Annotated in this window: 15 protein-coding genes and 1 tRNA gene; 14 read left to right on the top strand and 2 right to left on the bottom strand. The window is 66.3% G+C overall.

Going from position 1 to position 19,855, the window contains the following annotated elements; genetic code table 11:
- Positions 1-43 precede the first annotated feature (43 nt).
- Entirely contained in the window at positions 44-1,225 is a 1,182-nt protein-coding gene (locus tag HUJ28_10940; GenBank protein MBD3619979.1) for a pyridoxal phosphate-dependent aminotransferase, read from the bottom strand.
- Between the two features lie 118 nt (positions 1,226-1,343).
- On the opposite strand from HUJ28_10940, the gene uvrB reads away from it, so the two are divergent.
- Both uvrB and HUJ28_10930 read left to right on the top strand, forming a co-directional pair.
- A complete protein-coding gene (gene uvrB, locus HUJ28_10935; GenBank protein ID MBD3619978.1) occupies positions 1,344-3,374 on the top strand; it encodes an excinuclease ABC subunit UvrB in 2,031 nt (676 codons plus the stop codon).
- A gap of 92 nt (positions 3,375-3,466) precedes the next feature.
- Positions 3,467-3,543, top strand: a tRNA-Val gene (locus HUJ28_10930).
- Positions 3,544-3,663: 120 nt separating this feature from the next.
- On the opposite strand, the gene HUJ28_10925 is transcribed toward HUJ28_10930, so the two are convergent.
- Positions 3,664-3,933: a hypothetical protein gene (locus HUJ28_10925; GenBank protein MBD3619977.1), complete on the bottom strand. Its 270-nt coding sequence runs from the start codon at positions 3,931-3,933 to the stop codon at positions 3,664-3,666.
- 202 nt (positions 3,934-4,135) lie between these two features.
- Here HUJ28_10925 and HUJ28_10920 point away from each other — a divergent pair, with 202 nt between their 5' ends.
- The 12 genes from HUJ28_10920 (at position 4,136) to rpmI (ending at position 19,849) form a co-directional block, all read left to right on the top strand.
- Complete coding sequence (locus tag HUJ28_10920; protein MBD3619976.1) at positions 4,136-5,437, top strand: nitrate- and nitrite sensing domain-containing protein; 1,302 nt, start codon at positions 4,136-4,138, stop codon at positions 5,435-5,437.
- A gap of 389 nt (positions 5,438-5,826) precedes the next feature.
- Positions 5,827-7,233, top strand: a complete 1,407-nt coding sequence (locus HUJ28_10915; GenBank protein ID MBD3619975.1) for an ABC transporter substrate-binding protein — start codon at positions 5,827-5,829, stop codon at positions 7,231-7,233.
- Between the two features lie 69 nt (positions 7,234-7,302).
- Positions 7,303-8,307 (top strand): ABC transporter permease, encoded by a 1,005-nt coding sequence (locus HUJ28_10910; protein ID MBD3619974.1) that lies wholly within the window; start codon positions 7,303-7,305, stop codon positions 8,305-8,307.
- A 22-nt stretch (positions 8,308-8,329) separates the two neighbouring features.
- The gene (locus HUJ28_10905; GenBank protein ID MBD3619973.1) at positions 8,330-9,196 is read left to right on the top strand and encodes an ABC transporter ATP-binding protein; all 867 of its coding nucleotides are present in this window, start codon (positions 8,330-8,332) and stop codon (positions 9,194-9,196) included.
- Complete coding sequence (locus HUJ28_10900) at positions 9,193-11,637, top strand: NAD(P)/FAD-dependent oxidoreductase (GenBank protein MBD3619972.1); 2,445 nt, start codon at positions 9,193-9,195, stop codon at positions 11,635-11,637. Before HUJ28_10905 ends, HUJ28_10900 begins: the two co-directional genes overlap by 4 nt.
- A gap of 10 nt (positions 11,638-11,647) precedes the next feature.
- Positions 11,648-11,995, top strand: a complete 348-nt coding sequence (gene nirD / locus HUJ28_10895; GenBank protein ID MBD3619971.1) for a nitrite reductase small subunit NirD — start codon at positions 11,648-11,650, stop codon at positions 11,993-11,995.
- Between the two features lie 4 nt (positions 11,996-11,999).
- The gene (locus HUJ28_10890) at positions 12,000-14,681 is read left to right on the top strand and encodes a molybdopterin-dependent oxidoreductase (protein MBD3619970.1); all 2,682 of its coding nucleotides are present in this window, start codon (positions 12,000-12,002) and stop codon (positions 14,679-14,681) included.
- Between the two features lie 9 nt (positions 14,682-14,690).
- A complete protein-coding gene (cobA, locus tag HUJ28_10885) occupies positions 14,691-16,145 on the top strand; it encodes a uroporphyrinogen-III C-methyltransferase (protein MBD3619969.1) in 1,455 nt (484 codons plus the stop codon).
- Entirely contained in the window at positions 16,129-17,004 is an 876-nt protein-coding gene (locus HUJ28_10880; protein MBD3619968.1) for a uroporphyrinogen-III synthase, read from the top strand. The genes cobA and HUJ28_10880 overlap by 17 nt, the downstream gene beginning before the upstream one ends.
- Before the next feature lie 133 nt (positions 17,005-17,137).
- Positions 17,138-19,069, top strand: a complete 1,932-nt coding sequence (gene thrS, locus HUJ28_10875) for a threonine--tRNA ligase (GenBank protein ID MBD3619967.1) — start codon at positions 17,138-17,140, stop codon at positions 19,067-19,069.
- Between the two features lie 3 nt (positions 19,070-19,072).
- Positions 19,073-19,591 (top strand): translation initiation factor IF-3, encoded by a 519-nt coding sequence (gene infC, locus HUJ28_10870; GenBank protein ID MBD3619966.1) that lies wholly within the window; start codon positions 19,073-19,075, stop codon positions 19,589-19,591.
- A 60-nt stretch (positions 19,592-19,651) separates the two neighbouring features.
- Positions 19,652-19,849, top strand: coding sequence for a 50S ribosomal protein L35 (gene rpmI / locus HUJ28_10865; GenBank protein ID MBD3619965.1), 198 nt, complete (start codon positions 19,652-19,654; stop codon positions 19,847-19,849).
- Positions 19,850-19,855 lie beyond the last annotated feature (6 nt).

Raw genomic sequence — 19,855 nt, 5'->3', positions numbered from 1 at the left:
TATCCTAATGATTTTGGGGGGGGCGGTCAACTCCGATTCCGGTTCAGCCGGCGACGGCCTGGGCGATGCGCGCCAGCGCCTTTTCCAGGTTTTCCATGCTGGTGGCGAACGACAGGCGCAGATGGCCCTCGGTGCCGAAGGCGGAGCCCGGCACCAGTGCGACGCCGACCTTTTCCAGCAGCAGCTGGGCGAGTTCGGTGTCGTTGCTGATGCCGTCCATGCGCGCGATCACGCCTTCCACGTTGGGGAAGGAGTAGAAGGTGCCGTCCGAGGGCAGGCACTCGATGCCGTCGATGGCGTTGAGGCTGTCCACCACGAAGCGGTGGCGCTGTTCGAAGGCCGTCAGCATCTCGCCCACGCAGGCCTGGTCACCGTCGAGCGCGGCCACCGAGGCGGCCTGCGAGATCGAGGTCGGGTTGGAGGTGCTCTGCGACTGGATCTTCTTCATCGCGCCGATGAGTGCCTTCGGGCCGCCGGCATAGCCGATGCGCCAGCCGGTCATCGAATAGGCCTTGGATACGCCGTTGAGCACGATGGTGCGCTCGTACAGGTCCGGGCAGGCCATGACGATGTTCACGAAGGCCTCGCCGCCGAACAGGATGTGCTCGTACATGTCGTCGGTGGCGATGAGGATGTCCGGATGGCGGCGCAGCACCTCGCCCAGCGCGACGAATTCCTCGCGGCTGTAGGCCACCCCGGTGGGGTTGGAGGGGCTGTTGAGCACCAGCAGGCGGGTCTTCGGCGTGATGGCCGCCTCCAGCTGCTCGGGGGTGAGCTTGAAGCCCTGGTCCTGGCCGGCCTGCAGGATCACCGGTTTGCCGTCGGCCAGCAGCACCATGTCCGGGTAGGAGACCCAGTAGGGCGCGGGGATGATCACCTCGTCACCCGGGTCGAGCAGGGCCATGGCCAGGTTGAAGAAGCTCTGCTTGCCGCCGCAGGACACCAGGATCTGGTCCGGGGCATAGGCCAGCCCGTTGTCGCGCTGGAACTTGCGTATGATCGCGTCCTTCAGCGCGGGGGTCCCGTCCACGGCCGTGTACTTGGTCTGGCCGGCGCGGATCGCCTCGATGGCGGCCTGCTTGATGTGCTCCGGGGTGTCGAAATCGGGCTCCCCGGCGCCCAGGCCGATGATGTCGCGGCCCTCGGCGCGCAGCTGGGCGGCCAACGCGGTGACGGCGAGGGTGGGGGAGGGCTTGACGCGTTGAACGCGCGACGAAAGTTTGATGTCCAAAGGAGCGGTTCCGTCAGTGAAGATGTGTGCGGTCATGAACGTTCAATGATACTGTAACTTCCCGCTGCAGATAAGACCGCGCCACCGCCGATTTGCCCGCTGAAAGCCCGAAATGTCCGAACAGCTGTTCCATCTCGAAACCCAGTACACCCCCGCCGGCGACCAGCCAGAGGCCATTCGCAAGCTCAGCGAGGGGCTCGAGGACGGGCTCATGTACCAGACCCTGCTCGGGGTGACGGGCTCGGGCAAGACCTTCACCATCGCCAATGTCATCCAGCGGGTGCAGCGCCCGACCATCATCATGGCGCCGAACAAGACCCTGGCGGCCCAGCTCTATGGCGAGATGAAGGAGTTCTTCCCGCACAACGCGGTGGAGTACTTCGTCTCCTACTACGACTACTACCAGCCCGAGGCCTATGTGCCGGCCTCCGACACCTTCATCGAGAAGGACGCCTCGATCAACGAGCACATCGAGCAGATGCGCCTGTCGGCCACCAAGGCGCTGCTGGAGCGGCGCGACACGGTGATCGTGGCCACCGTCTCGGCCATCTACGGCCTGGGCGACCCGCGGGCCTACCTGCAGATGATGCTGCACCTGGATCGCGGCGACCGCATCGACCAGCGTACCCTGCTGCGCCGGCTGGCCGAGCTGCAGTACACGCGCAACGACATGGAGCTCGCCCGCGGCAACTACCGGGCGCGCGGCGAGGTGATCGACGTGTACCCGGCCGAGTCCGATGCCGAGGCCGTGCGCATCGAGCTGTTCGACGACGAGATCGAGCAGCTGTCCTACTTCGACCCGCTCACCGGCGAGATCCTGCGCCGCGTGCCGCGCCTGACCATCTACCCCAAGACCCATTACGTCACCCCGCGCGAGACCATCCTCGGCGCCATCGACCACATAAAAGAGGAGCTGCGCGAGCGCCTGGCCGAGCTGCGCGAGGCGAACCGGCTGGTGGAGGCCCAGCGGCTGGAGGAGCGCACGCGCTTCGACATCGAGATGCTGGTCGAGGTGGGCTACTGTTCGGGCATCGAGAACTACTCGCGCTACCTGTCCGGCCGCAACCCTGGCGAACCGCCGCCCTGTTTTCTCGATTACCTGCCGAAGGACGCCCTGATGGTGATCGACGAGAGCCACGTCACCGTCCCGCAGGTGGGCGGCATGTACAAGGGCGACCGCTCCCGCAAGGAGAACCTGGTCGAATACGGCTTCCGCCTGCCTTCGGCGCTGGACAACCGGCCGCTGATGTTCGAGGAATTCGAGCGCCTGCAGCCGCAGACCATCTTCGTCTCCGCCACCCCCGGCCCCTACGAGCAGGCGCATGCCGACCAGGTGGTGGAGCAGGTGGTGCGCCCTACCGGCCTGGTCGATCCGATCGTCGAGATCCGGCCCGTCACCAGCCAGGTCGACGACCTGCTGTCGGAGATCAACGAGCGCGCTGCGCGCGACGAGCGCGTGCTGGTGACCACGCTGACCAAGCGCATGGCCGAGGACCTGACCGACTACTTCATCGAGCACGGCGTGCGCGTGCGCTACCTGCACTCGGACATCGACACCGTGGAGCGCGTGGAGATCATCCGCGACCTGCGCCTGGGCGAGTTCGATGTGCTCATCGGCATCAACCTGCTGCGCGAGGGCCTGGACATCCCCGAGGTCTCGCTGGTGGCGATCCTGGATGCCGACAAGGAGGGCTTCCTGCGCTCCGACCGCTCCCTGATCCAGACCATCGGCCGCGCCGCGCGCAACCTCCACGGCAAGGCCATCCTCTACGCGGACAGGATCACCGGCTCCATGGAGCGGGCCATCGGCGAGACCGAGCGCCGCCGGGAGAAGCAGATCGCCTTCAACGAACAGCACGGCATCACCCCCAGGGGCGTGGAGAAGCGGGTACGCGACATCATGGAAGGGGCCTATGCCGGCGGGCAGATGGCCAGCGCGAAGCGCTTCGCCAAGGTGGCCGAGGCCGAGCTGCGCTACGGCAAGCTCAAGCCGGCCGAGGCCCTGAAGCAGATCGAGCAGCTGGAAAGGCAGATGCACGAGCACGCCCGCAACCTCGAGTTCGAGGAGGCCGCCCGCCTGCGCGACGAGATCGGCCACATCCGCCACCACGCCCTGGGCATCCCGGAGGAGGTGGCCGGCTGAGCCGGCAGGGCCCGACCCGGAGTGGGCGCGATACGCGCGCATTTCAGGGATTGTCGCCCCCCAAACCCTGTGGTAAAGTTCGCAGCCTCTGCAGGCGCGTAGCTCAGTTGGTTAGAGCACCACCTTGACATGGTGGGGGTCGTTGGTTCGAGTCCAATCGCGCCTACCAACACCCGAAAACCCGGCCCCGGCCGGGTTTTTTTGTGCCCGGCGTCCGCCACGAAAAAAGGCGCCCCGTTGCCGGGGCGCCTTTTTTCGTTTCTTCCCTGAATCCGGTGAGGCGTCGGGCTTACTTGGCGTTCAGGTAGCCCTGCAGCGTCTCATTGTCCGGTGCCTTCACGGTCATGCCGTTCGGGCCGGCACCGATGGCGGTGGCCAGCTTGCCCGGTTCGTGGCCGGTGGCACGGTATTCATCCAGTTCCTTGGAGGGGTCCTTGAACACCCACAGGCGCTCTTCGACGACGAAGGCCGCATAGCCTTCCTTGTCATACTTGGAGCCCGAGGTGGTGGCGCAGGCGGTCAGCGCCAGGGTAGGGATCAGGAAGGCGAGGATCAGCACGAGCTTACGCATGGAATGTCTCCGGGGAGGTTGTTTAACAAGTCGACCTGCACCCTATCAGCCGTTTGTGACGAAGTGGTTAAGAGGCCGTGACAGAGGTGTTGCAGTGTCATGCCCCCTGCTCCGGTGGTGAGGCCATCACCGCCGGGCATGAAGCTTGCTTCGTTCCTGATGAACCCGTATCAGACATCTGGAAGTCCCCATGCCTCTACGAGAATGCCAGGGAGAACGTCAGGCAGAACGTCAGGAAGTCGTTCGTTTCCTGGTGGCGGCCCGGCAGTGCGAGATCGAGGGCCTCAAGCACCTGCTGGAGGTGGGCCATCTCGTGCTCAGCGTCACCGGCCTGATCCACCATCTGCAGCGCGAGCGCGGGGCCTCGAACCTGTTTCTCGGCTCCGGGGGGCAGTGTTATGGCGAGCAGCTGCGAATCTATCAGGAGGCCGCCACCGAGGCCGAGCGGGAGCTCCGTGCCCGGCTGGCGGGCTGGCTCGAGCAGGCCCGGTGCCCCCACGGCTGTGCCCGGTTCTTCGCCCGCATCGCCACCGCCCTGCATGGCCTGGGCAGCCTGCCCGGGCTGCGTGAGCAGGTGCGCGAACGCGGCATTGACGTCACGGCGGTGATGACGGGGCTCAACGACCTGATCCGTGATCTGCTGGCGGTGGTTTTCGAGGCCGCCGATTCGGCCGCGGACCCCCAGATCTCGCGGGCGCTGGTGGCCCTGTTCAACTTCATGCAGGGCAAGGAGCTGGCCGGGCAGGAGCGCGCCATCGGCGCCGCCGGCTTCAGTCAGGGAGGATTCGACGATTCCCTGAGGCAGGCCCTCCTGCATCGCATCGAGGCCCAGGAGCGCAGCTTCGAGGTCTTTGAGGAATTCTGTGACCCGGAATCCCGGGCGGCCTGGCAGCAGGTCGTTGCCTCGTCCCACAGCAGCGAGCTGGAGCGCCTGCGGCGTATCGCCTGTACCCGGCAGATAGCCGAGGTCGATGGCGTGGAGATGGCACAAACCTGGTTTTCCCGGGCGACCCACCGTATCGATGCGATGAAGGATGTGGAGGAGGGGCTGGAGGCCCACCTCAAGGGGCTGTGCGAATCCCGCATCGAGTCGGTGGGTCTGGAGCTGGCCACCGCGGACGAGCCGGCGGCCTGGGCCGATGGGGCGGCCCTGGCCATCGCGGGGCCGTTCACGACCTTCTTCCCGCACGAATCCGCCCAGGCGGGTGGCGAGGCGCAGATGCTGGCGGCCCCCCTGTCCGGACGCTCGGTCATGGACCTCGTGCACCAGCAGTCCCGGCGCCTGCAGGCCATGGAGGACGAGCTGCACGCCGCGCGCAAGGCGCTGGCCGATCGCAAGGTGATCGAGCGGGCCAAGGCGCTGCTCATGAAATTCCGCGACCTGTCCGAGGACGAGGCACACCGTTTCCTGCGGCAGACCGCCATGAACCAGAACCGGCGCCTGGCCGAGGTGGCCGAGTCCGTCGTGTCCATGGCGGAGGTGCTGGGCTGAAGTGGTAGTCACATGCACCAGCGTGTGGCGGCCGCCGGTCGCTGCGCACAGACCTGGTGCATGTCGCCGCAGCGATCGCCGGTGCGGGAATCCGGGTGAAGCCCCGGTTGTCTCGCTCACATGGCCCGTGGCAACAGGGGTTTGATGCGCACCACCGCCCGATGCGGCGATGCGCGATTGAACCTGGCACGCAAGCTGCAAAGAACTCATACAGGTGAGCCAATGGCGGTTCGCCATTCGTGAAGAGACAGGACAAAGGCGTCCACCCCAGGCAGGTCCATGGCGACCGGCAAGGGGGGAGGCCTTTTTTTGTGCCTGCAGTACAGCGAATCGACAGGCGGAATCATTGTGAATGACAGGTGGAGGCAAGCATGACCAAGTCGAAGACCATGATGCACGGGCGGCAGCGGGCCGGTGGCCGGAACGGTTTGCTGGGGGCGCTTGGGCGCGCGCTGTCGGCCGCCTGGCTTGCGACCGGACTGGTGGTTGCATCCACCGGCGTGGCAGGGGCAGCTGCGCTGGAGAAAGAGGATCTCAGGTTCGGCTTCATCAAGCTGACCGACATGGCGCCGCTGGCGGTGGCCTATGAGAAGGGCTACTTCGAGGACGAAGGGCTTTACGTCTCGCTCGAGGCCCAGGCGAACTGGAAGGTGCTGCTCGACCGGGTGATCACCGGTGAGCTCGACGGCGCGCACATGCTGGCCGGTCAGCCGCTGGCGGCCACCATCGGCTTCGGTACCGAGGCGCACATCATCACGGCCTTCAGCATGGATCTGAATGGCAACGCGATCACCGTCTCGAACGCGGTATGGGAGGAAATGAAGCAGCATGTCCCGTACGACGGGGGCAAGCCGGTTCATCCCATCAAGGCCGAGTACCTCAAGCCCGTGGTGGACGAATACCGTGCCGCGGGAAGGCCGTTCAGGATGGGCATGGTCTTCCCGGTCTCCACGCACAACTATGAACTGCGCTACTGGCTCGCGGCCGGTGGCATCCATCCCGGCTACTACGCGCCGCAGCGCGGCGATACCTCCGGCCAGTTGCAGGCGGACGTGCTGCTCTCCGTGACCCCGCCGCCGCAAATGCCGTCGACGATGGAGGCCGGCACGATCGATGGCTACTGCGTGGGCGAACCCTGGAACCAGCAGGCGGTGTTCAAGGGCATCGGCGTGCCGGTCATCACCGACTACGAGATCTGGCGCAACAACCCGGAAAAGGTCTTCGGGGTCACCAGTGGCTGGGCGGAGCAGTACCCGAACACGCACAGGGCCGTGGTCAAGGCCCTGATTCGCGCGGCGGCCTGGCTGGACGAGAACGACAACGCCAATCGCATGGAAGCCGTCGAGATACTCTCGCGTCCGGCCTATGTCGGCGCCGATGCCGAGGTGATCGCCAACAGCATGACCGGCACCTTCGAGTACGAGAAGGGCGACCAGCGCGAGGTGCCGGACTTCAACGTCTTCTTCCGCCACAACGCGACCTATCCGTATTACTCCGATGCGGTGTGGTACCTCACGCAGATGCGGCGCTGGGGGCAGATCGCCGAAGCCAGGCCGGACAGCTGGTACATGGACATTGCGAGGAAGGTCTACCGCCCGGACATCTACGCCGAGGCGGCACGGGAACTGATTGCAGAGGGCAAGCTCGGTGCAGAGGACTTTCCGGATTTCGACACCGAAACCGGTTTCCGGCCGCCGCAGGCCGAGTTCATCGACGGCGTGGTGTTCGACGGCACCAGGCCCAATGCCTATCTCGAGAAATTCCGCATCGGCCTCAAAGGCGATGAGGCCCCGTAACGCTCAGACACAGTGTGATCGGAAACGGGTGCGTCATGCGCGGCGTGCCCCGCTCCAGGAGAAGCCGCTATGAAAATGGAACTGAACAGAATCCCGACCCTGGACGCGCTGGTCAGGCTCATGACGGGACCCGATCGCAGTCAGCCGGCGCAGGTGTTGTTCCGCAGCCTGGGGCTCCCCTTCATCGGTGTCCTCATGTTCATGATGCTCTGGTCGGTTGGCGCCTCGTTGATCGATACCTCGCTGGGCAAGTTCCCCGGGCCCGGCGAGGTCTGGGAACAGACGGTCAACCTGTACGAAGAGCATGCGCGCGAACGCGAACGGGCCGAGGCGTTCTACGAGCGTCAGCGTCAGCGCAATGCCGAGAAGCTTGCCGAGGACCCGTCGGCCGAAGTCCGCATCCGCGATTACACCGGCAAGCCGACCTTCGTCGATCAGATCGGTACCAGCCTGATCACCGTGATGGCAGGTTTCCTGCTGGCCTCGGCAATCGCGATCCCGATCGGCATTGCCATCGGACTCAGTTCGACGCTGTATGCGGCCTTCAATCCGTTGATCCAGCTGTTCAAGCCGGTGTCGCCGCTGGCCTGGCTGCCCCTGGTGACCATGGTGGTGAGCGCGGTGTACGTGAGCCAGGAGCCGATGTTCTCCAAGTCCTTTCTCACCTCCATGTTCACCGTCCTGCTCTGCTGTCTGTGGCCGACGGTGATCAACACGGCCGTGGGCGTGGCCGCCATCAGCAAGGACCTGGTGAACGTCAGCCGCGTGCTGCGACTGAACTGGATGACGCATGTCATCAAGATCGTCCTGCCGTCGGCCATGCCGATGATGTTCACCGGTCTGCGCCTCTCGCTGGGTATCGCCTGGATGGTGCTGATTGCCGCCGAGATGCTGGCGCAGAACCCGGGGCTTGGGAAATTCGTCTGGGACGAATTCCAGAACGGCAGTTCCAATTCGCTGGGTCGCATCATGGTGGCCGTCATCGTCATCGGCCTGATCGGGTTCCTGCTGGATCGCGCCATGCTCACGCTGCAAAAACGTGTGTCCTGGGACAAGAGCGCGGTGCTGCGCTGATCCGGACAAGGAGGATACAAAGATGACCCAACCCTATCTCCAGATTTCGCAGGTCTCCATCGAGTTCCCGACGCCGAAGGGATCGTTCAAGGCCCTGGACCGTGTCGACCTGAGTATCGACAAGGGCGAGTTCGTGTCCCTGATCGGTCACTCCGGCTGCGGCAAGTCGACCGTACTCAACATCGTGGCCGGTCTTTATCGGGCCACCGAGGGGGGCGTGATCCTCGAGGGCAGGGAAGTGACCGAGCCCGGTCCGGAGCGCGCCGTGGTCTTCCAGAACCATTCACTGCTCCCGTGGCTCACGGCCTACGAGAACGTCGAGCTGGCGGTGAAGCAGGTGTTCAAGGGCCGGAAGTCGAGACGCGAGATGCGCGAGTGGATCGAGCACAACCTGTCGCTGGTGCACATGGAGCATGCCCTGCACAAGCGCCCGGATGAGATCTCCGGCGGCATGAAGCAGCGGGTCGGCATCGCCCGCGCACTGGCCATGGAGCCGAAGGTGCTGTTGATGGACGAGCCCTTCGGGGCGCTCGATGCCCTGACGCGCGCGCACCTGCAGGACTCGCTGATGGAGATCCAGGCCACGCTCAACAACACCGTCATCATGATCACGCACGACGTGGACGAGGCGGTCCTGCTGTCCGATCGCATCGTGATGATGACCAACGGGCCAGCCGCCTCGGTAGGGGAGATTCTCGCCATCGACCTGGAGCGCCCGCGCCATCGCATCGCGCTGGCGGACGATGCAGCGTTCAATCATTTCCGTCACCAGGTGTTGAGTTTCCTTTACGAACGTCATGGACGACCCGAAGTGGTGCCGCTGGCTGGCGGACAGAAGAGACCGAAAAAGAACGACAGGGTCGCGGTGGCCTCAGGAGCAATGAAATGACACGCGAAAAGCTGGTGTTGATAGGCAATGGCATGGCCGGGGTGCGGACGCTCGAGGAGCTGCTGAAGCTCGCGCCGGACAGGTACGAGATCACGGTGTTCGGGGCGGAGCCTTACGGCAACTACAACCGCATCCTGCTCTCGCCGGTGCTGGCCTCGGAAAAGACCATCGACGAGATCATGCTCAACGACGAGCAGTGGTACAGCGACAATGGCATCACCCTGCACAAGGGCAGGGACGTGGTGGAGATCGACCGTGTGCGTCGCAGGGTCGTGGCGGCGGATGGCACCACGGAGACCTATGATCGCCTGATCCTGGCAACCGGGTCCGACCCGTTCATCATTCCCGTGCCGGGACATGACCTGGATGGCGTGCTGTCCTTTCGCGACATCCACGATGTCGATGCCATGCTGGCCGCCTCGCGTGAGTATCGCAGGGCGGTGGTCATCGGCGGCGGCCTGCTGGGGCTGGAGGCCGCCAACGGTCTGCTCAAGCAGGGCATGGAGGTCTGTGTCGTGCACCTGCTCGACACGCTCATGGAGCGGCAGCTTGACCCGGTGGCTGCGGGGCTGTTGCAACGTGAGCTGGAATCCCGCGGCTTCCGTTTTCTCATGTCCCGGCAGACCGAGGCCATCCTCGGCGAGGAACGGGTAACCGGCGTGCGCTTCACCGACGGCAGCGAGATCGAGGCGGACCTGGTAGTGATGGCGGTCGGTATCCGTCCGAATATCACCCTGGCGAAGGCCGCCGGGCTGCACTGCGAGCGCGGGGTGGTCGTCAGCGACACCCTGCAGACCTTCGATCCGCGTATCTACGCGGTGGGTGAATGCGTGCAGCACCGCGGGCAGACCTATGGCCTGGTCGCCCCGCTGTTCGAACAGGCGAAGGTCTGCGCCAATCACCTGGCGGAGATGGGCATCGCGCGCTATGCAGGTTCGGTGACCTCGACCAAGCTCAAGGTCACCGGCATCGACCTGTTCTCCGCCGGCGATTTCAACGGTGACGACTCCACCGAGCAGATGGTCTTCCAGGACGCCGCCCGGGGGGTCTACAAGAAGCTCGTGATCCGCGAGGGGCATGTCGTCGGCGTGGTGCTCTATGGCGACACCATCGACGGGGCCTGGTACTTCCAGCTCATGCGCGACGCCACCGAGATCGGCGACATCCGCGAACACCTGCTGTTCGGGCAGGCGCATGTGGGCGATTCGGGACACGGCGACGACAAGGCCCGGGTTGCGGCCATGCCGGACAGCACCGAGATCTGCGGCTGCAACGGCGTGTGCAAGGGCGAGATCGTCAAGGCCATTGCCGAGAAGAAACTCTTCACGCTGGAAGACGTGCGTGCGCATACCAAGGCCTCCGCCTCCTGCGGTTCCTGCACGGGGCTGGTCGAGGACCTGATCGCCACCACGCTGGGCGGGGATTATTCGCAGACCCCGAGCAGGAGGCCCATGTGCCCCTGCACCGAGCACACGCACGACGAGGTGCGCACGGCCATCGTGGAGCAGGGGATCAGGACCATGCCGGAACTGTTCGAGGCACTGGCCTGGAAGACCCCCGACGGCTGTCACAGCTGCCGGCCCGCGCTCAACTACTACCTGCTCTGTGCCTGGCCCGGCGAGTACCAGGACGACAACCAGTCGCGTTACATCAACGAGCGTGCACACGGCAACATCCAGAAGGACGGGACCTATTCCGTGGTGCCGCGCATCTGGGGTGGCATCACCACCCCGAACGAATTGCGCGCGATTGCCGATGTGGCCGACAGGTACGCCGTGCCCACCGTCAAGATCACGGGCGGGCAGCGCATCGACCTGCTGGGCGTGAAGAAGGAAGACCTGCCGCGCATGTGGGGCGACCTCTCGGCCGCCGGCTTCGTCTCGGGGCATGCCTACGGCAAGGCGCTGCGTACCGTGAAGACCTGCGTCGGCTCGGAGTGGTGCCGTTTCGGCACCCAGGACTCGACCGGGCTTGGCATCCAGCTGGAGCAGATGACCTGGGGGTCCTGGACGCCGCACAAGTTCAAGATGGCCGTGTCCGGCTGTCCGCGAAACTGTGCCGAGGCGACCATCAAGGACCTCGGCGTCGTGTGCGTGGACTCCGGCTACGAGCTGCACATCGGTGGTAACGGTGGCGTCAAGGTGCGTGCCACCGACTTCCTCTGCAAGGTGGATACGGAGGCAGAGGTGTTCGAATACACCGGTGCCTTCATGCAGCTGTATCGCGAAGAGGCCCGCTACCTGGAGCGTACGGCCCCCTGGGTGGAGCGCGTCGGCCTGACACACATCAAGGCCTGTCTCGTCGAGGACGCGGGGCAGCGCAAGGCCCTGCATGCCCGTTTCCTCGAGTCCCAGCGGCATGCCCAGCACGACCCCTGGAAGGCGCGTGCCGAGGGCGTGGATGCCCACGAGTTTACCCCCATGCATCGCATCGCCGGTTGAGGAGCGAATGATGAACTGGATTGAAGTTGGACGTCTCGATGACATCCCGCGCCTGGGTTCGCGGGTCATCGCCACGGAGCTCGGCGACATCGCCGTGTTCCGGAATGCCGCCGACGAGGTGTTCGCCTTGCGCGACCGCTGCCCGCACAGGGGCGGCCCACTCTCGCAGGGCATAGTGCACGGCCGGCGCGTGACCTGCCCCCTGCACAACTGGGTGATCGAACTGGCAGACGGCGAGGCGGTCGCGCCAGACGTCGGTTGCGCCGGGACGTTCGAGATCCGGGAGGAGGCCGGTCTGCTCTATCTCGCGTTGCCTGCCGTGTCCGCGCCGGCTCTGCCGGCGGCGATGGAAGACTGATCCCATGCGCGCCGCAATCATCGACGCAGGGGATACGCCAGGGACCACCTGCCCCTACTGCGGTGTCGGTTGTGGCGTGAGGGTGCGCGAGGAACAGGAGGCGGTCGCCGTCAGCGGAGACCCGCAGCATCCCGCGAATCACGGGCGGTTGTGTTCCAAGGGCGCGGCGCTGGGTGAGACCCTGGATCTCGAGGGACGCCTGCTGGAGCCGATGGTCGACGGACAAGCCGTCGACTGGGGACAGGCGCTCGACACGGTGGCCGGTCGCTTCAGCGAGATCATCGCGACGCATGGACCGGACGCCGTGGCGTTCTATGTCTCGGGGCAGTTGCTCACCGAGGATTACTACGTCGCCAACAAGCTGATGAAGGGATTCATCGGCAGCGGCAACATCGACACCAATTCCCGCCTGTGCATGTCGACGGCGGTGGCCGCGCACAAGCGCGCCTTCGGCGCCGATGCCGTGCCCGGCTGTTACGACGACCTGGAGCTCGCCGACCTGGTGGTGATCGTCGGCTCGAATGCCGCCTGGGCGCACCCGGTGCTGTACCAGCGCTTGGTGGCGGCGAAGCGGACGAGGCCCGACATGCGGGTCGTCGTGATCGATCCGCGGCGCACGCCCACCTGCGACATCGCCGACCTGCACCTGGGGCTGCGTCCGGGGTCCGATGCCTTTCTCTTCAACGGATTGCTGGATTTCCTGCGCCGGGAGGACGCCATCGACTGGGGTTATCTGGAGGCCTCGACCGAGGGATTTTCGGCGGCGCTGGCGGCGGCGCGCGCAAGTGCCGGTTCGATCCCGCAGGTCGCCGCGGCCTGTGGGCTGGACGAGGCGGCGGTGCTGCGTTTCTATCGCTGGTTCGCTTGCACCGCGCGTACCGTGACGCTCTTCTCCCAGGGCATCAACCAGTCCTCCAGCGGTGTGGACAAGGCCAATGCCATCATCAACGTGCACCTGGCCACGGGGCGGATCGGCAAGCCCGGTGCCTGTCCGTTCTCGCTCACCGGGCAACCCAATGCCATGGGCGGACGCGAGGTGGGCGGGCTGGCCAACCAGCTGGCGGCGCACATGGACTTCGAGGACCCCGCTGCCGTCGAGCGGGTGCGGCGGTTCTGGCAGGCGCCCGGCATGGCGGGTGGCCCCGGACTGAAGGCCGTCGACCTGTTCGAGGCGATTCACGCGGGGAAGGTGAAGGCGGTCTGGATCATGGCCACCAACCCGGTGGTCAGCCTGCCGAACGCCGACCGGGTGGCGGAGGCGCTGGCGCGCTGCGACTTCGTGGTGGTGTCCGACTGCATGCGGGAGACGGACACCACCCGCTACGCGGACGTCCTGCTGCCGGCCACCACCTGGGGGGAGAAGGACGGTACCGTCACCAACTCCGAGCGCCGTATCTCTCGCCAGCGCGCCTTTCTGCCCCCGCCGGGCAAGGCACGTGCGGACTGGTGGATCATCTCGCAGGTCGCCGCGCGCATGGGTTTTGCGTCGGCCTTCGATTACCGCCGGCCGGTGGAGATCTTTCGCGAACACGCGCGCCTCTCGTCACTGGAGAACGGGGGCGACCGCGCCTTCGACATCGGTGCACTGGCCGATATCGACGGCAACGCCTACGACGCGCTGCAACCGGTGCAGTGGCCGGTGAGCACACAGGCCGGACAGGGGACGGCGCGACTCTATGCCGACGGACGCTTTTATACCCCCTCCGGCCGGGCGCGCCTGATCGCGATCGATCCGCGCTATCCGCGCAACGCGCCGGACGATGCGTATCCACTGGCACTGAATACCGGGCGTATCCGCGATCAGTGGCACACCATGACGCGCAGCGCCAAGACACCGCGCCTCACGGCGCACCTCGATGAACCCTTTGTGCATGTTCACCCGGTGGATGCGGCGAGCTGTCGCCTGGCGTCAGGGGATGTCGCGCGCATCAGCAGCCGCTGGGGCGAGATGCTGGCACGCGTGAGCGTCACCGGGGAGCAGCGCCCCGGCAGCGTGTTCGCCCCCATGCACTGGAGCGCGCAGTTCGCCAGTGCGGGGCGTGTCGATGCCGTGGTCAATCCGGCCACGGACCCGATCTCCGGCCAGCCCGAGCTCAAGCACACGCCGGTGCGTCTCCAGCGTCTGGCGACACGGTGGCAGGCCTTCGCCCTGAGTCGCGGGCCGCTGACGGATCCGGGTGCCGAGTACTGGAGCAGGATCCGTGGCCGGGGGTACTGGCGTCATGAAATGGCCGGCTGCCATCCGCCGGGTGACTGGACGGCCTGGGCCCGTTCCCTGCTCGGTGCCGAGGGGGAATGGCTGATCTTCGAAGACGCGGCGGCGGGGCGTTTCCGGGCGGCCTGCATCCGCGCAGGGCGGGTGAGCGGCGCGGTGTTCGTGAGCACGCTGGGTCCCTTGCCGGAGCGCGGCTGGCTGGGCGAGCTAATGGGCCACGCGGTGCTGGACGATAGCGATCGCGTGCACCTGCTGGCCGGACGTCCTGCGCGCGGTGTGGTGGAGGCCGGGCCGGTGGTCTGCGCCTGCTTCAACGTGGGTCTCAACACCCTCCTGACGGCGATCGCCTCCGATGGGCTCGACAGTGTCGAGTCCATCGGCCAGGCCCTGAAGGCGGGTACCAACTGCGGCTCCTGTGTACCGGAACTGCGCAAACTCATCGAGCGGCGTGATGGCCCGGTAACGGCCTGAGGAGGCGGTATGGATCTGTTCCCGATCTTCATGAATGTGCGCGAACGCGAGTGCCTGGTGGTCGGTGGCGGGCCGGTGGCAGCCCGCAAGGCCGACCTGCTGGTCAAGGCCGGCGCGCGTGTGGCGGTGGTGGCGCCCGCCCTCGGTGGCGAGATGACGCGACTGCACGCGCAGGGCCGCATCCGGCACCTGCCGGGTGAGTTTGCGCCCGGGCTGGTCGATCGGCAGGCCCTGGTCATCGCCGCCACCGACCAGCCCCTGGTCAACCGCCGCGTGCAGGCGGCCTGTGGCGCACGCAACATCCCCGTGAATGTCGCCGACGCGCCGGAGCTGTGCAGCTTCGTCCTGCCAGCCATCGTCGACCGCGCCCCGTTGACCATCGCCATCTCCAGCGGCGGTGCCGCCCCCGTGCTCGCCCGCTGGCTGCGGGCGCGGCTGGAGACGCAGATCCCGGCTTCCTTCGGTGCGCTGGCCGGACTGATGGGGCGCTTTCGCGACCGGGTACGCAGGCGTTTCCATGGTACGCGCGAGCGCCGGCAGTTCTGGGAGGCGATGCTCGACGGCGCCGCCGCCGAGGCGGTACTCGCCGGGCGGGAGGAGGAGGCCGAGCACCTGCTCGCGCGTGCCCTGGAGGAGGGGAATCCGACCGGCGAGCAGGGCGAGGTCTATCTCATCGGCGCCGGGCCGGGCGATCCCGACCTGCTGACCTTCAAGGCCCTGCGCCTGCTGCAGAAGGCCGCCGTGGTCGTATATGACCGCCTGGTCTCGGCCGAGGTCGTCGATCTGGCCCGCCGCGAGGCCGAGCGCATCTACGTGGGCAAGCAGCGCAACGATCACAGCATGGCGCAGGAGGACATCAGCCGGCTGCTGGTGGATCTCGCCGGCCAGGGCAGGCGGGTGGCACGACTCAAGGGGGGTGACCCCTTCGTCTTCGGCCGCGGTGGCGAGGAGATCGAGCTGATCGCCCGGGCTGGCATCCCGTTCCAGGTCGTGCCGGGCATCACGGCGGCCACCGGTTGCGCGGCCTACGCCGGTATCCCGCTCACGCACCGCGACCACGCGCAGTCCTGTCGTTTCATCACGGCCCATCGGCGCGCGCAGGGGCTGGATGTGGACTGGTCCTCGCTGGCCGTATCCAACGAGACGCTGGTCTTCTACATGGGGCTGTCGAATCTCGCCGAGATCTGTGCGCAGCTGGTGGCGCACGGCATGCGCCCCGGGATGCCCATCGCCCTGGTCGAGCAGGGCACCACCGTCAACCAGCGCGTGCTCACCGGTACGCTGGATACCCTGCCGGGCATCGTCGCGCAGGCCGGGGCCCGGAGTCCGGGCCTGATCGTGGTCGGAGAGGTGGTGCGGCTGCATCACACGCTGTCCTGGTTCCGTGCCCCGAGGCCGGGCGAGGCGGTGGTGTTCGGCCAGCGGCGCCTGCAACCGGAGCCCTGCGATGCCGCCGTGGCCTGAGGGGTTTCGCAGCATCGCGCCGCTCCTGAGCGGCCGGGTCATCGCCCTGCCGGAGACCCGCGAGAGCGAGGTCCTCGCCGCGCTGATCGAGCGTCGCGGCGGGCAGGTGCTGCACTGTCCGCTGGTATCCATCCTCGATGCTCCGGATGCCCCGGTGATCGAGGACTGGCTGCAGGACTTCATCGCGCAGCCGCCGGCGCTGCTGGTCGTCTTCACCGGCGAGGGCGTGCGGCGGTTGTGCGGCTTTGCCGAACGGGCCGGCCTGCTCGACGACTTCATCACCGCCATGCGCAAGACGACGATCCTGGCGCGCGGGCCGAAGCCGGGACGGGCGCTGCGCGAATACGGGGTCGCGGTGGACCTGCAGGCGGAGAGGCCCACGACGCAGGGGGTTGTTGCCACCCTGGCGACGCTCGAGCTCGAGGGCAAAGGCGTGGCGGTGCAGCTCTACGGCGAGGAGCCGAATCCGCCCCTGCGCGCGGCGCTCGAGGAACAGGGTGCCCGGGTCTCGGTGGTCGCGCCCTACCGCTATGCCCCGAAGAGTCAGGACCGGCAGGTACTGGCGCTCATCGAGACCCTGGCGGCCGGGCAGGTCGACGCCATGGTCTTCACCAGCAAGGCCCAGGTGCAGCGGCTGTTCGCCGTCGCGCATGACCACGGGGTCACGAAGTCCCTGGTCCTGGCGCTCGGCTCCCTGCTGGTGGCCGCCGTGGGGCCGGTGGTGGCTGACGAACTCGAACGTCATGGTGTCGCCGCCGGGGCGATACCGGCGTCGCGCTGGTTCATGAAACCGCTGGTATCCACCCTGTGCGAGCACCTCGGCGGGCCATTGGGGCAGGACGCCATCCGCGCGCTTTGACGCGGGCAGGCGGCGGCCGCTATCATTGGCGCCCCGTGCCTGCGGGGACACCTTGATACCCGGCGGTTTTCCCCGCCTTCACACATTTACGATCATGCGGCCCCTCGTATCGGTCGCCACTGGAGAGGTCTCGATGCCCGTCATTACCCTTCCCGATAATTCCAAGCGCGAGTTCGACCGTCCCGTGTCCGTGGCCGAGGTGGCCGCCGATATCGGCCCGGGCCTGGCCAAGGCCACCCTGGCCGGCAAGGTCGACGGCAGGCTGGTCGATGCCGCCTATGTCATCGATCACGATGCCGAACTCGCCATCGTCACCGGTCGCGACGAGGAGGCCCTCGAGCTGCTCCGCCACGATGCCGCCCACGTGATGGCGCAGGCCGTGCAGGAGCTGTACCCGGGCACCCAGGTGACCATCGGCCCGGCCATCGAAAACGGCTTTTATTACGACTTCGCCCGCGACGAGCCCTTCACGCCGGACGATCTGGAAAAGATCGAGGCGCGCATGCACGAGATCGTCAAGCGCGACCTGCCCATCGAGCGCGAGGTCTGGGACCGCGACGAGGCGAAGAAGACCTTCGCCGAGCTGGGCGAGACCTACAAGGTGGAGATCATCGACGAGGTGATCCCGCAGGGCGAGGAGCTCACCGTCTACCGCCAGGGCGACTGGTTCGACGTCTGCCGTGGCCCGCATCTGCCGTCCACCGGCAAGCTGGGTGACGGCTTCAAGCTGATGAAGGTGGCCGGGGCCTACTGGCGCGGCGACTCGCGCAACCCGATGCTGCAGCGCATCTACGGCACCGCCTGGCCGAACAAGAAGGAGCTCAAGGCCTACCTGCACCGCCTGGAGGAGGCCGAGAAGCGCGACCACCGCCGCATCGGCAAGCAGATGAGCCTGTTCCACACTCAGGAAGAGGCCCCGGGCATGGTGTTCTGGCACGACCGCGGCTGGAGCATCTACCTGGCCCTGCAGCAGTACATCCGGGAGAAACTGCGCGCCCACGGCTACCAGGAGGTGCATACCCCGCAGGTGCTGGATCGCTCGCTGTGGGAGAAGTCCGGCCACTGGGACAAGTTCGGCGACATGATCTTCACCACCCAGTCGGAGAACCGCGACTACGCCATCAAGCCCATGAACTGCCCGGCCCACGTGCAGATCTACAACCAGGGGCTGAAGAGCTACCGCGACCTGCCGCTGCGCCTGGCCGAGTTCGGCTCCTGTCACCGCAACGAGCCCTCCGGCACGCTGCACGGCCTGATGCGGGTGCGCAACTTCGTGCAGGACGACGCCCACATCTTCTGTACCGAGGACCAGATCCAGTCCGAGGTCTCGGCCTTCATCGACCTGGTGTTCGAGGTCTACCGCGACTTCGGCTTCGACCAGGTGCTGGTGGCCCTGTCCACCCGTCCGGAGCAGCGCGTCGGCGACGACGCCCTGTGGGACAAGGCCGAGCACGCCCTGGAGAAGGCCCTGAACGACAAGGGCTTGGAATGGAAGCTGCAGCCGGGCGAGGGCGCCTTCTACGGTCCCAAGATCGAGTTCGTGCTCAAGGACTGCCTGGGCCGCGAGTGGCAGTGCGGCACCATGCAGGTGGATTTCTCCATGCCGGGCCGCCTGGACGCCGAATACGTGGGCGAGGACGGCAACCGCCACGTGCCGGTCATGCTGCACCGCGCCATCCTGGGTTCGGTGGAACGCTTCATCGGCGTGCTCATCGAGCACTACGCCGGGCACCTGCCGCTGTGGCTGGCCCCGGTGCAGGCGGTGGTGGCCAATATCACCGACCGCCAGGCCGATTATGTCCGCCAGGTGGAAGAATCCCTGAAAAAACAGGGGCTCAGGGTCATTTCCGACTTGAGAAATGAGAAAATAGGCTTTAAGATTCGCGAGCACACGTTACAGCGCGTCCCCTACCTGCTGGTTATCGGGGATCGCGAGGTGGAAACGCAAACAGTGGCCGTGCGCACGCGAGCCGGTGAGGACCTGGGCAGCATGTCGATCGACGCGCTGGCCGCACGCCTTGCCGTGGAGGTCGCGAGCCGCGGCCGCTCTGTTTTGGAGGATTGACGCATCAGCACTGGAAAAGACACACGCCTGAACGAGGACATCCGTGTCCCCGAGGTTCGGCTGATTGACGCGGAAGGCGAGAATATCGGCGTCGTATCGAACGCAGAAGCTCAGCAGGCGGCCCTGGATGCCGGCCTCGATCTCGTCGAGATCGTGCCCAACGCGAACCCGCCGGTCTGCCGCATCATGGACTACGGCAAGTTCAAGTTCGAGGAGTCGAAGAAGGCTCAGGCGGCACGCAAGAAGCAGAAGCAGATCCAGGTGAAGGAGGTCAAGTTCCGTCCGGGTACGGAGGAAGGCGACTACCAGGTGAAGATGCGCAATCTGCGCCGTTTTCTCGAAGACGGCGACAAGGCCAAGATCACGATCCGCTTCCGCGGGCGTGAGATGGCCCACCGCGAGCGCGGTGGGGACCTTCTCGAGCGTATCGAGAAGGAGCTGGACGATCTGGCCGTGGTCGAACAGCGCCCGAAGATGGAAGGGCGCCAGATGATCATGGTGATGTCGCCCAGGAAGAAGTAGCGACAGGGTAAGTAAAGGTCCCCATGTCGGGGGCACCCCGAGCACAGAGAGAGTAGAATCATGCCCAAGATGAAGACCAATCGCGGTGCCGCGAAGCGCTTCAAGAAGACCGGCTCCGGCGGCTTCAAGCGCAAGCAGTCGCACCTGCGCCACATCCTCACCAAGAAGAGCACCAAGCGCAAGCGTCACCTGCGCATGGGCGAACAGGTTGCCGCCTGCGACGTACCGATGGTGCGCCGTATGCTGCCGTTCAGCTGACAGGGG

This window comes from Chromatiales bacterium (assembly GCA_014762505.1).
Taxonomy (GTDB): Bacteria; Pseudomonadota; Gammaproteobacteria; order SpSt-1174; family SpSt-1174; genus SpSt-1174.
This window is presented reverse-complemented; position numbering and strand designations above follow the sequence as displayed.